This is a genomic window from Agrobacterium sp. B1(2019) (genome assembly GCF_008274755.1).
Taxonomy (GTDB): domain Bacteria; phylum Pseudomonadota; class Alphaproteobacteria; order Rhizobiales; family Rhizobiaceae; genus Agrobacterium; species Agrobacterium salinitolerans.
In genome coordinates this window covers 422,192-438,411 of the sequence record NZ_VTPB01000002.1, presented here as the reverse complement: position 1 = coordinate 438,411, position 16,220 = coordinate 422,192, and the positions used below count along the sequence as shown (strand labels likewise).

Here is a 16,220-nt window from a genome sequence, read left to right as displayed (position 1 = left end):
AACCTTGTTAATTCCCTTTCTTCCTTTGCAGTCAAGCGCCGGTCGTCATTCCCTCTCTTCCAGCCGGAAAAGATGGATATCACGGCGCACCGTTTTTTTGGAGAAACTCCTGTTTTTTCATTGCCTTAAACGATGCTGCCACCTTTCGTAAAGACCTGTCTTGCGTTTCGCCGATCATGGAAACCGATCATCGGGCCGCATTGTCATTGACAAGGCGTCTTATCGAGATATTCTGTTATAAAGACGTATATAACATAATAATGGAACACATAAGAGCTGGGAGCTTGACCATGAGACGTAAACTTGCATTTCTCGCCACCGCCGCTTTGCTGCTTGCGCCGGGTGTAATGATGGCTGCGGAGAAGGGCGGCGTCATCAATGTCGCCACGATCGGCGAGCCGCCGACCCTCGACCCCATGGCGTCTACCGCCGATCTGGTCGGCATCGTCACGCAGCATATTTTCGAAACGCTCTATACCTTCGACAAGGGTTGGAAGGTGACGCCGCTTCTGGCGGAAAGCTTGCCCGAGATCAGTGCGGACGGCAAAACCTACACGATCAAGCTCAGGCAGGGCATCAAGTTCCATGACGGCAGCGACATGACGTCTGAAGATGTCGTCGCCTCGCTCGGCCGCTGGATGAAGATCGCCTCGCGCGGCAAGCAGGCAGCCGGCTTTATCGACAATATCTCCGCGCCGGATGCCGGAACGGTGACGATCGCTCTCAAGCAACCCTATGCGCCGCTCGTCTCGCTGCTCGCCTTCAATAATTCGGCGGCGATCATCCTGCCGGCTGAAAAGCAGGCGGAGCCGATGGCCGAATTCATCGGCACCGGTCCCTATATGCTGAAGGAACGCAAGGCCGACCAATATATCCAGCTCGTGCGCTTCGATGGCTACAAGTCCCGCGATGGCGAAAGCGACGGTTATGGCGGCGCACGCCATCAGTATCTCGATGAAATCCGCTTCGTTCCGGTGCCCGATCCGAATACCCGCGTCGAGGCCGCCGTTTCCGGCCAGTATGATTACGTCGATTCCATTCCGGTGGAATCCTTCGACAAGGTGAAGTCGTCGTCGGCCTCGCAGCCGCTGATGCTAAAGCCTTTCGGTTATCCCGTCTTTGTCTTCAACACGAAGGAGGGGCTGTCTTCCAAGCTTGAAGTCCGCAAGGCGGTGACCGAAGCGCTGAACATGGAAGACATGCTGGCGGCCGCTTTCGGCAGCACGGATTTCTACGCGCTCGACGGCGCCTATTATCCTGATAATTTCTCCTGGCATTCCGAAGAAGGCGTCGAGGGCAATTACAACGTCGGCAATCCGGAAGCTGCCGCCGAGAAACTCAAAGCCGCCGGTTACAACGGCGAACCTCTCCGCATCCTCACCAGCCGCCAGTATGAGTTCCATTACAAGATGGCGCAGGTCGCGGCGGAATATCTGAAGCTTGCCGGTTTCAAGGTGGATATGCAGGTGGTGGACTGGGCGACGCTGACGCAGCGCCGCGCCGACCCGAAACTCTGGGATATCTACATCACTCACAGCCCCTTCCTGCCGGAACCGGCGCTGATCGGCGCGCTCTCCACCGGCTCGCCGGGCTGGTGGGATACGCCGGCGCGCAAAGCCGCGGTTGACGCCTTCACTTCGGAAGCCGATCCCGACAAGCGTATCGCGCTCTGGGCCAATGTGCAGAAGACGATCTATGCGGAGCTGCCGCTCATCAAGATAGGCGACTTCAATGCCGTGGCGGCCAAGTCCAACAAGCTGGAAGGCGTCGATCCGGCTCCATGGCCCTACTTCTGGAATGCTTCGGTTACGAAATAAGGCCTGTTTGGCAATCGGGTGCCGGGTATTGCATCCGGCACTCTGTCGCCACGGATCTAGGGTCCTTGCCGCTCCCCTCATTCCTGTGCTCGTCACAGGAATCCAGCCGACGCGCGTCTGCGTGGCGAAAAGAGTCCTTTCAGCCCAAGGACTTGGGCTGGCTAGATTCCTGTGATGAGCACAGGAATGAGGGTGGAGTATAAGGCGGACGTGAGAAGAGAACGCTCGATTTTACGACCGTGAGTGCCGGAATTGCATTGCTGGTGCTCATCGACACCATTCAACCGTCGCCTGATAGCGGCAATCACGCGCCTTGGAGCCTTCATACGTGATACGGTATATTTTCAAGAGACTTGCGGGAATGATCGTGGTGATGTTCCTCGTCGTCACCATCGTCTTCGTCATCTTGCGCGTCACGCCCGGAGATCCAGCCGCCGTGATGCTGGGGCCGGACGCCTCGGCGCAGGATATTGCCGAGCTTCGCACCCGGCTCGGTCTCGACCAGTCGCTCGGCGTGCAATATGTCTATTATATCGGCCAGTTGCTGAAGGGCGACCTCGGCCAGTCGATCTTCCTCAACATGCCGGTCGGCTCGGCACTTCTGGACCGGGCCGAACCGACGTTTTTCCTGACGATTTTTTCGCTGCTGATTGCCAGTGTCGTCGCGCTCCCCATCGGTATCTATGCTGCTTACCGGCGCGGTTCCTTCGTGGACCAGGCCGCGACCACCATCGCAATGCTGGCGGCAAGCATTCCGAGCTTCTGGCTTGGCCTGATCCTCATGCAGGTCTTCGCCGTGCGGCTCGATATGTTTCCGGTATCGGGTTATGGCGGACCGGGCGCGACCTTCCTCGAGCGCATGTATCACCTGACCCTTCCGGCAATAGCGCTCGGCCTCGTTTCCTCCGCCCTCATCCTTCGCTTCACCCGCGCCTCGATGCTGGATGTTCTCGGCGACGATTATGTCCGCACCGCGCGCGCCAAGGGCGTCAAGGAACGCCGGGTGGTGCTGAAACATGCTTTGAAGAATGCGCTCATCCCCATCCTCACCGTACTTGGCCTCACCGCCGCCGTGCTGATTTCCGGTGCAGTGGTGACTGAAACCGTCTTCGGCCTGCCGGGTGTCGGCAATCTTGTCGTCTCAGCTGTGCTCCGGCGGGATTATCCGGTCATTCAGGGCGCGCTTCTCGTTATCGCCGGGCTTTACGTGCTCATCAATTTTGCAATCGACATGCTCTATCTGCTCGTTGATCCGAGGGTTCGTTACTGATGGCCGATATCGTTTCCACCACCCCGTCGGCGCGCCACCCAAGCATCCTGTTCATTCGGCGGCTCTTGAAGCGCAAGACGGTCGCGGCCGGTCTCATAGTGCTGCTCATCTTCGTCCTGCTTGCCGTCTTCGCGCCGATGATAGCGCCTTACTCGCCGTCGAAACTGTCGATTGTGAACCGCCTGAAGCCGCCGAGCGAAATTTACTGGTTCGGCACCGACGAGTTCGGCCGCGACGTATTTTCCCGCACCATCTATGCCGGAAGACTGTCGCTTCTGGTCGGGGCCGCCGTGGTGGCGCTTTCGGCACTGATCGGCATCACGCTCGGCCTGCTCGCCGGTTTTTTCCAGAAGCTGGATACGCCGATTGCGCGGCTGATCGATGCGATGATGGCTTTTCCGGATATTTTGCTGGCGATTGCGTTGGTCGCGGCACTCGGCCCGTCGCTGACGACCGTCATCATCGCGCTGGCGGTTGTTTATTCGCCGCGCCTCGCCCGCATCGTGCGCGCCTCGACGCTGGTGATCCGTGAACTGCCCTATGTGGAGGCGGCAAGGGCGCTTGGTATTTCCACCTTCCACATCATGACCCGGCACGTGCTACGCAATCTGGTCTCGCCCATCCTCGTGCAATGCACCTTCCTTTTCGCCAGCGCCATGCTGGCCGAGGCGGGCCTTTCGTTTCTGGGGCTTGGTGTCAGCCCTGAAATACCCACCTGGGGAACCATGATCTCCGCCGGTCGCCAATATATCGGTCAGGCCGACTGGATGACCTATTTCCCCGGCTTTGCCATCATTCTTTCCGTGCTGTCGCTGCAAATGGTTGGCGACGGGCTGCGGGACATGCTCGACCCAAGACTGCGAAGGGATCTGTAATATGTCGTCCGGCGAACAGGCGAAAGCGCCTCTTCAAGCTCCCATTCTTCTCACCAATGTCAAACCCGTCGGTTTCGGAAAGGGTACATCACAGGCTTCGACCGATATTCTGATTGGCGGCGATGGCAAGATCGCCGCGGTCGGGCCTGCCATCCAAGCGCCCGTTGATGCGCGGCGCATCGATGCCAAGGGCGCCTTCATCTCTCCCGGCTGGGTGGATCTGCATGTGCATATCTGGCACGGCGGTACCGATATCTCCATCCGCCCCTCCGAATGCGGGGCGGAGCGCGGCGTGACCACGCTGGTAGATGCCGGCTCGGCCGGCGAGGCGAATTTCCACGGTTTCCGGGAATATATTATCGAGCCCTCGAAGGAACGCATCAAGGCCTTCCTCAACCTCGGTTCCATCGGTCTCGTCGCCTGTAACCGCGTGCCGGAACTGCGCGACATCAAGGATATCGACCTTGACCGCATCCTCGAAGTTTATGCCGAAAACAGCGAGCATATTGTCGGCCTGAAGGTGCGGGCGAGCCATGTCATCACCGGCTCCTGGGGTGTGACGCCGGTCAAACTCGGCAAGAAGATCGCCAAGATACTGAAAGTGCCGATGATGGTGCATGTGGGCGAACCGCCGGCACTTTACGACGAGGTGCTGGAAATTCTCGGCCCCGGCGATGTCGTGACCCATTGTTTCAACGGCAAATCGGGTTCCAGCATCATGGAAGACGAGGACCTGTTCAACCTCGCAGAACGCTGCGCAGGCGAAGGCATTCGGCTTGATATCGGCCATGGTGGCGCGTCTTTCTCCTTCAAGGTGGCGGAAGCGGCGATTGCACGCGGCCTGCTCCCTTTCTCGATCTCAACGGATTTGCACGGGCATTCGATGAATTTCCCGGTTTGGGATCTGGCCACCACCATGTCGAAGCTGCTGTCGGTCGATATGCCCTTCGAAAATGTGGTCGAGGCCGTCACCCGCAACCCGGCCTCCATCATCCGTCTCGATATGGAAAACCGCCTCGACGTCGGCAGCCAAGCCGATTTCACGGTTTTCGATCTCGTCGACGCCGATCTGGAAGCGACCGATTCCAATGGCGATGTCTCGCGCCTGAAGCGCCTGTTCGAGCCGCGTTATACGGTCATCGGTGCGGAAGCGATTGCCGCCAGCCGTTACATTCCAAGGGCGCGCAAGCTGGTGCGCCACAGCCACGGTTACTCCTGGCGTTGAACTCCACTGGAACGGCGAAGGTCAGTCCTCCGCCTTCCGCAGGCATTACGGGATACCCGTCCCGGTATTATGAGGAATTTGCGTGAAACAGTCTTCGCTCGACGCAGAAGGGCGGCTTTCGCCCTATGACCGGCTCGCCGCGCTCGGCATCTCCCTGCCGCCGCCGCCGCTGCCGATTGCCAATTTCGTCACCCATGTGGTGGAAGGCAACATGCTTTATCTTTCGGGGCAGGGGCCACGGGAAGAAAACGGTCATCTTTACGCCGGCAAGGTGGGCGCGGAAATCGGGCTGGAAGAGGCCTATAGCCATGCGCGCCTCACCGGCATCAACCTGCTTGCCGTCATGCATGAGGCGCTGGGGGACCTGTCGCGGGTAAAGAAGGTGGTCAAGCTGCTCGGCATGGTCAATGCGGTGAGCGATTTTCGCGATCACCCGAGCGTCATCAATGGCTGCTCCGATCTCTTCATCGACGTGTTCGGCGATGCGGGACAACATGCCCGCTCCGCCGTGGGTTTCGGCTCGCTGCCAGGCAACATCACCGTAGAGATCGAAGCAATCGTCGCGCTCAAAGGGTGAGGCCGTTTAATGGTTACGCCAGCCCATCAGTTTTTCGATCCGTTCTGCCGAAACCCTGACCTGTTCGGTGTAATGGTTTTCGTCCGCCAGCACTTTCTGTTCCGGCAGCACGATGGAAATCGTCGCCACGCATTCGCCTCTGTTGTCGCAGATCGGCGACGCGATGCAGGCGACGGCATAATCGGATTCGGCGACCTGGATCGACAGGCGGTCATGAAAAGCGGTCGCCGCCGATTGCGACAGGGTCTCGGGATTGATTTCCGCACGGCCCGTGGGCGAGGAACGGGCACAACGCCTGAAAAGTTCGAGGCGCTCTGCCTCCGGCAGGTGACCGACGAGCAGGCGACCGGATGCCGTCCAGTTCAGAGGAACGCGGGTGCCGACGCGCGAGGCAACCTGGAAATGACTGGGACCATCCGCCATGGCCAGCACCAGCATATGGTCGCCGTCGCGGCCGCAAAGCTGCACGGTCTCGCCCGCATGACGGCACAGATCGTGCATTTCGTGGGTGGCGACACCCATGAAATCCAGCGAACGGGCATAGGCAAGGCCATAATGGTAAAGCCGCGCGCCAAGCCAGATGTTGCCATCGGCATTGCGCGCCAGCATGTTCTTTTCAACGAGATCGTCGATGATGACATAGACGGTGGAAAGCGGCGCCTTGATGGCCTTGGCAATCGCGTAAGCGCCGGCGGGCGATCCGGTTTCGTAAAGGTAATCAATAACCTGAAGCGCACGGTCGATGCCGCTGACGCGCGAGCGCTTGGCCGCCTTCGCGTTCGCGTTTTCGGCGGCGTCGGACAGGGCGGTTGAAGGCGTTTCGTCCAGTTTATGGGCGTCCAATTTTTGGCTCCTCATGAATTTTGAGAAGCTATTACATTATTATGGCATATGTGTCGATGCCCATCGCATCGCAAAGGACAGGAGAAATACATGACCGAGGATATCAGAAGCAGGATCGGCCTTCGCCCGGTCATCAACGTCTCGGGCACCATGACCTCGCTCGGCGCATCGATTGTCGTTCCCGAGGCCGTTCAGGCCATGGCGGACATCCTGCCGCAATTCGTCGAGATCAATGATCTGCAACGCAAGGCGAGCGCGATCATTGCAAGGCTGACGGGCGGCGAGGCCGGTTTTGTCACGGCCTCCTGCTCGTCCGGCATCAGCCTTGCGGTGGCGGGCGCGATCACCGGCAACAATCTCTTGGCCATCGAAAAGCTGCCTGACGTGACCCCGGAAAAGAACGAGGTTCTGGTGCAGATGGGCCATGTGGTGAGCTATGGCGCGCCGGTGGATCAGGCGATCCGGCTTGGCGGCGGCAAGGTGGTGCTCATCGGGCAGGCGACATCGACCCACCGTTTCCACATGGAAAACGCCATCACCGAAAAGACGGCGGCGGCGGTCTATGTCGTCTCGCATCACGTCGTTGATTATGGCTTGCTGCATCTTTCCGAATTCGTCGAGATCGCCCATGCCAAGGGTGTGCCCGTCATCGTGGATGCGGCTTCCGAATATGATCTGAAGCTGTTTCTGGCCACGGGCGCGGATGTGGTGCTCTATTCCGGCCACAAGTTCCTCGGCGGCCCGACTTCCGGCATCGTCACCGGCAAAAAGGAGCTCGTGCGCAACGCCTTCCTGCAGAATATGGGCGTCGGTCGCGGCATGAAGGTCGGCAAGGAAAGCATCTATGGCGTCATGGCGGCGCTGGAAGCGTGGGAGAAGCGCGATCATGCCGGCATTCGCGAGCGCGAAACCGGCTATCTCAACCTCTGGAAAAAGACGCTGGACGGGCGCCCCGGCGTGACGGCGCTGATCGAGCCTGATCCGACCAACAACCCGCTCGACCGGCTGCGCGTCATCATCGATGCCGAAGAAGCGCATATCACCGCCTGGGACCTGACGACGGCACTTGCCAAAGGCAATCCTCCCATCATCACCCGCGATCATGAGGTGGAACACCGCTATTTCTATCTCGACCCCTGCAACCTGCATCCGGGCCAGGAAACCATCGTGGCTGCGCGTCTGACGGAAGAGCTGGATAGGGCGCGCGCCTCCAACGAGGTGATTGCAACGCCGTTCGAAGACCGCAGCCGCCACCGTTTCGACGGCATGCTGCGCTGGCCGGACTGATTAAGCGAGCGGGTGCCGCGAGTTTCTTCTCCCCGGCGGGGAGAAGAAACTCGGGGCAACCGCCCGCCCAAGCATTGCAACCAGAATAAAGAAAAGGGAACGATCATGACCATGCCGCAGTCAGCACCGCTTGGTGCCGAAGATGCCGTGCTCTCCGTCCGTAATCTCACCACGTCATTTCACGTGGATGGTGGCTGGAAACCGGTGGTGCGTGATATTTCCTTCGATGTCGGTCCGGGCGAGACCGTCGCGATCGTCGGCGAAAGCGGCTCGGGCAAGAGCGTGACATCGCTCTCCATCATGCGGCTGCTGGATCGGGAAAGCAGCAGGGTTCAGGGTGAAATCCTGCTTGGGCGTCGCAACCTGCTCTCCCTTTCCGAGGACGCCATGCGGCGGGTCAGGGGCAACGAGGTTGCCATGATCTTTCAGGAGCCGATGACCAGCCTCAATCCGCTTTTCACCATCGGTGACCAGATTTCCGAAGCTCTGTTGTGCCATCAACCGATGTCGAAAGCGGATGCGCGGGCAGAGACGGTCCGTCTGCTCGAAAAGGTTCGTATCCCTTCCGCCGCCTCGCGTTTCGATGAATATCCGCATCGCTTTTCCGGCGGCATGCGCCAGCGCGTGATGATCGCCATGGCGCTGGCGTCCCGGCCGAAGCTGCTGATTGCCGACGAACCGACAACGGCACTCGATGTCACGATTCAGGGCCAGATTCTCGATCTCATCAAGACGCTTCAGGAAGAGGAGGGCACCTCCGTCCTGTTCATCACCCATGATATGGGCGTGGTGGCGGAAATCGCCGACCGCACCGTCGTCATGTATCGTGGCGAGCAGGTGGAGGTCGGCGCAACGGCCGATATCTTCCATCGCGGCAAACATCCCTATACCCGGGCGCTTCTGTCCGCAGTTCCCGTTCTGGGCTCGATGAAAGGCGAGGAAAGACCGCTCCGTTTTCCCATCGTCGACACCACCACCGGGGAAACGCAGGAGCCGGCGCGCCCCGCCGACACTGTCAACGCCGCTGCACCGCCCGTTCTCAAAGTAGAGGGGCTGACCAAGCGTTTCGATATTCACTCCGGTCTTCTGGGGAGGCTCAGCGGCCGCGTGCATGCGGTGGAAAACGTGTCCTTCGATCTCAGGGCCGGGGAAACATTGTCGCTGGTTGGCGAAAGCGGCTGCGGTAAGTCCACCACCGGCCGCGCCATCATGCGGCTTATCGAGCCGGATGCGGGTTCGGTCGAGGTCAACGGCGAAAACATTCTCGCGCTCGACAAGACGGGCATGCGAGACATGCGCAAGACGGTTCAGATGATTTTTCAGGACCCCTTCGCCTCACTCAATCCGCGTATGACGGTAGGCGCGGCGATCGCCGAACCTTTTCTCGAGCACCGTATGGGAAGCGCCCGCGAGGCGAGAGATGTTGTGGCGGACATGCTGGGGAAGGTTGGTCTCCCGCCAGATATGGCTGCGCGTTACCCGCATGAATTTTCCGGCGGCCAGCGCCAGCGCATCTGCATCGCCCGCGCGCTGGCATTGCAACCGAAGGTTATCGTTGCTGACGAAAGCGTTTCGGCGCTGGATGTTTCGATCAAGGCGCAGGTCATCAATCTGATGCTGGATCTGCAGCAAAGCCTTGATCTCGCCTTTCTGTTTATTTCCCATGACATGGCGGTGGTGGAACGCGTCAGCCATCGTGTCGCGGTGATGTATCTGGGTGAGATTGTCGAAATCGGTCCGCGTGCGGCTGTCTTCGACAACCCGCAGCATGATTATACCCGCAAGCTGATGGCGGCAGTGCCGGTGCCGGACCCGGGCCGTCGCAATACACGACGCGGCGTTGCGAATGACGAGTTGAAAAGCCCGATCCGCGCGGTCGATCATGTCGTTACGCCACGGCAGTATCGTGAGGTTTCGCCTGGCCATCTTGTTGCCTGCTGACGGATCGGGCGTCTTCAGCAGCGTTTTCCCGTTCGCACCGGCAGATAGTTCGATTCTCTCGTTCGGAAGCTTTACAGGTGCGAGCATTTTTCTATACCGCTTCTGGCCGTGCAGCAGGGATGACGCGCGAAAGGCAGCCGGATGGCGATACTGGAAAAACAGGGGCGCTATAGCTTCGAGAGGGTGGCCGCGGCAACTCTGTCGCGCTTCGACAGTGCGCTCGGTGCGGTTGCCGCCGCGCTTCTCGCCGCGCTGCTCGTGGTGGTTCTGGTCAATGTCATCCTGCGTTATCTCTTTCACACCGGCTTCATCGGTTCGGAAGATCTCGGCATATGGCTGAATGTCGCCATGATCGCGGTCGGCGCGCCGCTCAGCCTCAAAAGCGCGCTTGCCATGCGGCTCGATGTCTTCGTGCGGTTCCTTCCGCAACGATTTCGCGCGGTGACCGAAATTCTCGCCGATGCCTTTTCTTTCGTCGCCGCACTCATTCTTGTCTTCGGCGGTGTGCAGATCGCGGCGATGCTGGGCGGCACGTCGCCTACACTCGGCCTGCCGGAATGGGTGCGTTTCGGCTTTCTTGGTGCAGGCGGCGTGCTGATCCTTCTTTATCTGGCGCTTCAGCGTGTCAGCGAAGGCAAGGCGTTTGCCGTTCTCGCATCTCTCGCCATCGCTGCCGTGGCCTATGTCAGCCTGCCGCAACTCTTCATTGACACGAACCTGCCGCCGAGCCTGTTTCTGGCGTTGACGGCGGCTGCGGGGCTGGTGCTGGCCGCGCCGCTTGCCCACGCCTTCCTTACCGCCGCCTATGTGGCGATCGCCTTCGGCAGCACCTTGCCGGAGCCGGCCATCGTTTCGTCGACGGTAACCGGCATGTCGAAATTCCTGCTGCTTGCCGTTCCTTTCTTCCTGCTGGCAGGGAGCCTGCTGACGATATCCGGTGTTGCCAGTCAGCTCGTCCGTTTCGCTGCCTCCGTCGTCGGTCATCGCCGGGCAGGTCTGGCGCAGACGACGCTTCTGACCAGCGTGCTGTTTTCCGGCGCATCCGGCTCATCTGTCGCCAATGCCGCCTTCGGCGCGTCCACCTTCCAGCCGGAACTCGTCAAACACGGCTATCCGCCGGCGCAGGCCGGCGCGATCATCGCCGCCACTTCCGTGCTGGACAATGTCATTCCGCCCTCCATCGCTTTTCTCATCCTTGCCACGGCCACCAATCTTTCGGTCGGTTCGTTGCTGGTCGGCGGCTTCTTCGCCGGCGGGCTGATGGCAGCCTGCCTCGGCGTGGCGATCCATTTCAGCGTGCGCAGCGACGATACCTTGCCGCGCGCCACCGGGGCTGAGCGCTGGCGCTCGGCCGTCGCCGCCATACCGGCCTTCGGTCTTGGCGTCATTGTGGTAGTCGGTATTCGCATCGGCATCGTCACCACCACGGAAGCCGCCGCCCTTGCCGCACTTTATACGCTGCTTCTCGGCTTCGGCTACCGGCTGGGCGCGGGCCGCATTTTCGCGACCTTCCGCCAGTCGGCGGGTGAGGCGGCGGCCATCGGTCTTCTGATCGGCACGGCGGGGCCTTTTGCCTTCCTGCTGGCGGTCGACAATGTCTCCGGCCTTGTCACGGACTTCGTCACTTTGCTCGGCGGCAGCAAGATCGCGGTGCTTCTGCTCTCCAACCTCATTCTGCTTGTTGTCGGTCTGGTGCTGGATATTGGTGCTGCCATCCTGCTGTTCGGGCCGATCCTGCTGCCTGCTGCCGTCGCGGCCGGCATTGATCCCATCCATTTCGGTGTCATTCTTGTGGTCAATCTGATGATCCATGGCCTGACGCCGCCGCTCGGGATGCTTATCTTCGTGGTCAGCGGCGTCACCCGCATTCCGGCGACAGCGCTTTTCCGGGCGGTCATTCCCTATCTCGTCGCGCTTCTCGTCGCCCTTGCCATGTTATGTGTCTGGGCCATAGTCTTCTAAGTCAGGGGTTTTCGTCATGACCTTTATCGACCGCCGTCATTTCCTCAAACTCTCCGCTCTCGGCGTCGCGACGCTTGCCGCACCTGGTCTGGTGCGCCCGGCGCATGCCAGAACCCGCAGCCTCACGGTTGCGTCGTTATTCGCCGACGACAAGCCGGAGACGAAAATCTGGGTCAGGATCAGCCAGCTGGTGGAGGCGAAATTGCCTGGCCGTTTCCGTTTCAACATCGTCAAAAGCGGTGCTCTGGGTGGTGAGAAGGAAGTGGCGGAAAACATTCGCCTCGGTTCGGTTCAGGCCAGCCTCTCCACCGTCTCTTCCCTGTCAGGCTGGGTGCCGGAACTGCAGATCCTCGATCTGCCTTTCCTGTTCCGTAATCGTGAGCATGTGCGCAAGGTGGTGATGGGCGAGACCGGCGAAGAGCTGAAGGCAAAACTTGCCGCGCAGCAATTCATTGCCGCCGATTTCATCAATTACGGTGCTCGCCATCTTCTGGCGAAGGAGCCTGTGACCCGCGCGGAACAGTTGAAGGGCAAGAAAATCCGCGTCATCCAGAGCCCGCTGCACACCAGATTGTGGAGCGCCTTCGGCACCACGCCGGTCGGTATTCCAATCACCGAGACCTATAATGCGCTGGCGACCGGTGTGGCCGACGCCATGGACCTCACCAAATCCGCCTATGCCGGCTTCAAGCTTTACGAGGTCGTTCCCTATATGACCGAGACAGGCCATATCTGGGCCTCGGGCGTCGTCTATTACGGCGCGACCTTCTGGAACCAGCTGGATGACGAAGAAAAGAAGGTTCTTTCGGAAGCCTCCAGCGAGGGCGCACAATATTTCAACCAGCTGATCGTCGAAGACGAAACGAAGTCAGTTGAGCTGGCGCTCTCCAAGGGCGGCAAGGTGCTGCAGCCGGAAGCACTGGATGAATGGCGCAAGGGTGCGCAGGGTGTGTGGCGGGATTTTGCCGGAACAGTCGGCGGCATCGACAAGATCGAGGCTATCCAGTCAGCCTGAGGTTGCTTGATCGAAAACGAAAGGGGAAGGCGCGGGAGCGCCTTCCCCTTGTTGTTAGCGGATATCCTCAGGCAGAACGTCCGAAGGGATGTTCTGGTAGGAAACCGGGCGCATGAAACGACGGATCGACATGGTGCCGACCGAAGTTGCGCCGAAGTTCGTGGAAGCCGGGTAGGGGCCGCCGTGAACCATGGCTTCGGAGACTTCAACGCCGGTCGGGAAGCCGTTGGCGAGAACGCGGCCGGCCTTGCGCTCGAGGATCGGCAGCAGCTTGCGGCCGAGTTCGGCGTCACCTGCGTCGAGATGCAGGGTGGCGGTCAGCTGGCCTTCGAAGCTCTTGGCCACCTCAAGCATTTCCTCGGTGCTATCAACCGTCACGATCAGGCCGAGGGGTCCGAAGACTTCTTCTGCTAGTGCATGGTTGGCAACCCAGTCCTTGCCGGAAACCCGGTAGAGGTAAGGTGTTGCATTGCGCAGGTTGCAGGTGGTGGTCAGAACGTCGCGCACGCCGTTACCGGCAGCGATGCGGTCGCGGCCATCACGATAGGCAGCCGCGATGCCGTCGGTCAACATGACCTGCGGGCCGACTTCGGAAAGCGCCGCGCGGGCGGTCTCGGCAACCGCGTCCGCCTGCTCGGAGAGAATGACGGCGATGCCGGGATTTGTGCAGAACTGGCCCGCACCCATGGTGAGCGAACCCGCCCAGCCCTTGGCGATGGCTTCGCCGCGGTTGGCAACCGCTTCCGGCAGCAGGAACATCGGGTTGACCGAACCGAGTTCGCCGAAAAAGGGGATCGGCTCGGGGCGCTGGGCGCAGAGATCGAACAGTGCGCGGCCGCCGGCGAGCGAACCGGTGAAGCCGACCGCCTTGATGCGAGGATGCTGAACAAGCGCGGAACCGACATCGCGGCGGCCGCCCTGGATCAGCGAGAAAACGCCGGGATGCAGATTATGCTTCTTGACGGCGGCGAGAACCGCTTCGGCGACGATTTCACCGGTGCCGGGATGGGCGGAGTGGCCCTTCACGACAACGGGGCAACCGGCAGCCAGAGCCGCAGCGGTGTCACCACCGGCCGTGGAGAAGGCGAGCGGGAAGTTCGACGCGCCGAAAACGGCGACAGGGCCGATCGGGCGCTGCATCAGGCGGATATCCGGGCGCGGCAGCGGCTGGCGGTCCGGCAGCGCTTCGTCATGGCGGCGGTCGAGATAGTCACCCTTGCGGATATGCGATGCGAAAAGACGAAGCTGGCCAACGGTGCGGCCGCGTTCGCCCTGCAGGCGTCCCGCAGGCAGGCCGGTTTCGGAGGAGCCGATTTCAGTGATCGCATCGGCGCGGGCTTCGATTTCATCGGCAATGGTGTCGAGGAATGCGGCGCGCTCTTCGCGGGTCGTGTAGCCGTAGCTCCAGAAGGCGTCTTCGGCCGCTTCACAGGCTGCATTCACCAGATCGACGGTGCCGACCGAAAAATCGAAAGCTTCGCCATGTGCAGGCTCGCTGCGGAATTTTGCTTCCGTTGCGACCCATTCTCCTGCAACCAGATGTTTGCCGTGCGGCTTGAAACTCATTGTGCTCTTCCCTGAAAATCTGATCCTGTGTGGAAAACCCACCCGACACCGTGACGTTGCACCGAAAGGCGACGGCATAAAACGCCATCAGCCGCGATCCACGCCCGGTTGCCATCTGCCTTAGCCCGTGTGGGGCCTGAGCGAAAGCCGGTTTTTCAACTATCTGACCAAAAAGTGTGATTAATGGGGCGAAGCGTGAAAAAGACCCGCTTCCGTTTACGCGCACGGCGCTCTATTGTGACGCCATGATGACAAATAGACTTCCGAAATATGTCGCCTGGTCGGTTTTTCTGCTGATCGTGATCGTTACAGTTTGCCCTATCGGCTTTCGTCCGCACACGCTGACGACGGTGGGCCTGGACCGCGCCGCGGCTTTCGCCTTTTGCTCTGCCGCCTTCGTGCTCGCCTATCCGCGTTACTGGCTGGCGATTATCGTGGCAGGCATTACGGCGGCTTTCGGTATCGAGGCGCTGCAATTCCTCTCGCCCACCCGCCATCCGCATCTGATGGACGCCATCGTGAAAGCCGCCGGCGTCATCGCCGGCGGGCTCACGACCTTTTCCTACCTGCTGTTCAGGGCGCGGCTGGCTCCAGGCTGACGGAACGCCCAAAGCCGGGAACATTGTTCAGCGTGTCCCACCCGCCAGCCCGAAACGGCCGTGCGATAACGTGCGTTCGATGCCGCGCAGCTCAGCCAACCCCTTCAGCCGGCCAATGGCGGGGTAACCGGGTTGTGCGCCGCGCGTCAGGTCATCGAGGATTTCCTGACCGTGATCGGGCCGCATCGGAATGGTGTGGTCTTCGCGGCCCTCCGCCCGGCGGCGCGCTTCTTCGGTGATGAGTGCCGCGATCACAGCGACCATGTCGGTTCCGCCTTCCAGATGTCCATCCTCGAAAAAGGAGCAAGGCACGGTGTCGGTGTCGCGCGTCACGTTGCGCAGATGCACGAAATGGATGCGATCGGCAAAACGGCTCGCGATGAAAGGCAGGTCGTTATCCGCCCGCGCGCCCAGCGAACCGGTGCAGAGCGTCACGCCATTGGCGCGGCTGTCGACCTGCGAGAGCATATGGGCGTAGTCGGCTTCGGTGGAGAGAATACGCGGCAGGCCGAGCAGCGGCCACGGCGGATCGTCGCCATGGGCGCAGATGTTGATGCCCACCTCTTCGGCAACCGGCGTCACTTCCGAGAGAAAGTCGATGAGGTTTTGTTGGAGCCTTTCGCGGTCGATACCGTGATAGGAGCGCAATTTTTCCAGTAGCTGGGTGAGCGTATAACCATCCGCTGAGCCGGGTAGACCCGCGCCGATATTGCGCCCGAGGGCGGCGATTTTCGTGTCCGGCATGTCGGCGAAATGTTTTGCCGCTTCCTCCGCCAGCCACTCCGGATAATCTGCCTTTGCCCCGGAGCGCTTTAGGATGTGGATGTCGAAGGCGGCGAAATCGGGAAGATCGAAACGCATCGCCTTTGCGCCGTGCCTTGTTTCCCAGCGCAGGTCTGTGCGGGTCCAGTCCAGCACGGGCATGAAATTATAGCAGACAGTGCGGATGCCGGAGGCGGAGAGGCGGCGCAGCGTTTCCTGCCAGTTGGTTATATGGGTTTTCCAATCCCCGGTCTGGGTCTTGATATCTTCGGAGACCGGCACGCTTTCCACCACGTCCCAATATAGACCGCCGGCCCTGATGGCTTCATGCCGTCTGGCGATTTCATCCACCGGCCAGACATCGCCGGTGGCGATGTGGTGCAGCGCGCTGACGATGCCTTCCGCACCCGCCTGAGCCGCATCCTGAACCGTGACCTTGTCGACCGGGCCGAACCAGCGCCATGTATGTCTCATCTTTAAT

Annotated in this window: 13 protein-coding genes; 10 read left to right on the top strand and 3 right to left on the bottom strand. The window is 60.5% G+C overall.

Translation table 11 applies throughout. The annotated features are described in order from the left end of the window. The first annotated feature begins 290 nt into the window (after positions 1 to 290). The 5 genes from AGR1_RS16815 (at position 291) to AGR1_RS16790 (ending at position 5,764) form a co-directional block, all read left to right on the top strand. Positions 291 to 1,817, top strand: a complete 1,527-nt coding sequence (locus AGR1_RS16815; protein ID WP_149147626.1) for an ABC transporter substrate-binding protein — start codon at positions 291 to 293, stop codon at positions 1,815 to 1,817. 328 nt (positions 1,818 to 2,145) lie between these two features. Continuing rightward, positions 2,146 to 3,087 carry an ABC transporter permease gene (locus AGR1_RS16805; protein WP_187772211.1) on the top strand — a complete coding sequence of 314 codons (942 nt, stop codon included), beginning with the start codon at positions 2,146 to 2,148 and terminating at the stop codon, positions 3,085 to 3,087. Continuing rightward, positions 3,087 to 3,962 carry an ABC transporter permease gene (locus AGR1_RS16800; RefSeq protein ID WP_149147624.1) on the top strand — a complete coding sequence of 292 codons (876 nt, stop codon included), beginning with the start codon at positions 3,087 to 3,089 and terminating at the stop codon, positions 3,960 to 3,962. The genes AGR1_RS16805 and AGR1_RS16800 overlap by 1 nt, the downstream gene beginning before the upstream one ends. Position 3,963: 1 nt before the next feature. Beyond that, positions 3,964 to 5,187 carry an amidohydrolase/deacetylase family metallohydrolase gene (locus AGR1_RS16795; protein WP_149147623.1) on the top strand — a complete coding sequence of 408 codons (1,224 nt, stop codon included), beginning with the start codon at positions 3,964 to 3,966 and terminating at the stop codon, positions 5,185 to 5,187. Between the two features lie 82 nt (positions 5,188 to 5,269). Next, positions 5,270 to 5,764 (top strand): RidA family protein, encoded by a 495-nt coding sequence (locus tag AGR1_RS16790; RefSeq protein WP_149147622.1) that lies wholly within the window; start codon positions 5,270 to 5,272, stop codon positions 5,762 to 5,764. Between the two features lie 6 nt (positions 5,765 to 5,770). On the opposite strand, the gene AGR1_RS16785 is transcribed toward AGR1_RS16790, so the two are convergent. Continuing rightward, the gene (locus AGR1_RS16785; protein ID WP_077984302.1) at positions 5,771 to 6,607 is read right to left on the bottom strand and encodes an IclR family transcriptional regulator; all 837 of its coding nucleotides are present in this window, start codon (positions 6,605 to 6,607) and stop codon (positions 5,771 to 5,773) included. Positions 6,608 to 6,697: 90 nt separating this feature from the next. Between AGR1_RS16785 and AGR1_RS16780 the strand changes: the two genes are divergently transcribed. From AGR1_RS16780 to AGR1_RS16765, 4 genes are all read left to right on the top strand, one after another. After that, positions 6,698 to 7,894 (top strand): aminotransferase class V-fold PLP-dependent enzyme, encoded by a 1,197-nt coding sequence (locus AGR1_RS16780; RefSeq protein WP_149147620.1) that lies wholly within the window; start codon positions 6,698 to 6,700, stop codon positions 7,892 to 7,894. 105 nt (positions 7,895 to 7,999) lie between these two features. Next, positions 8,000 to 9,835 (top strand): ABC transporter ATP-binding protein, encoded by a 1,836-nt coding sequence (locus AGR1_RS16775; protein WP_149147619.1) that lies wholly within the window; start codon positions 8,000 to 8,002, stop codon positions 9,833 to 9,835. 141 nt (positions 9,836 to 9,976) lie between these two features. Then, a complete protein-coding gene (locus AGR1_RS16770) occupies positions 9,977 to 11,797 on the top strand; it encodes a TRAP transporter large permease subunit (protein ID WP_149147618.1) in 1,821 nt (606 codons plus the stop codon). 16 nt (positions 11,798 to 11,813) lie between these two features. Then, the gene (locus AGR1_RS16765; protein ID WP_149147617.1) at positions 11,814 to 12,812 is read left to right on the top strand and encodes a TRAP transporter substrate-binding protein; all 999 of its coding nucleotides are present in this window, start codon (positions 11,814 to 11,816) and stop codon (positions 12,810 to 12,812) included. Positions 12,813 to 12,866: 54 nt separating this feature from the next. On the opposite strand, the gene AGR1_RS16760 is transcribed toward AGR1_RS16765, so the two are convergent. After that, entirely contained in the window at positions 12,867 to 14,378 is a 1,512-nt protein-coding gene (locus AGR1_RS16760) for an aldehyde dehydrogenase (NADP(+)) (RefSeq protein WP_080796018.1), read from the bottom strand. Between the two features lie 245 nt (positions 14,379 to 14,623). Here AGR1_RS16760 and AGR1_RS16755 point away from each other — a divergent pair, with 245 nt between their 5' ends. Beyond that, a complete protein-coding gene (locus AGR1_RS16755) occupies positions 14,624 to 14,977 on the top strand; it encodes an antibiotic resistance protein VanZ (RefSeq protein ID WP_162927623.1) in 354 nt (117 codons plus the stop codon). A gap of 27 nt (positions 14,978 to 15,004) precedes the next feature. On the opposite strand, the gene uxuA is transcribed toward AGR1_RS16755, so the two are convergent. Beyond that, positions 15,005 to 16,213: a mannonate dehydratase gene (gene uxuA / locus AGR1_RS16750; protein WP_149147616.1), complete on the bottom strand. Its 1,209-nt coding sequence runs from the start codon at positions 16,211 to 16,213 to the stop codon at positions 15,005 to 15,007. Between the last annotated feature and the right edge of the window lie 7 nt (positions 16,214 to 16,220).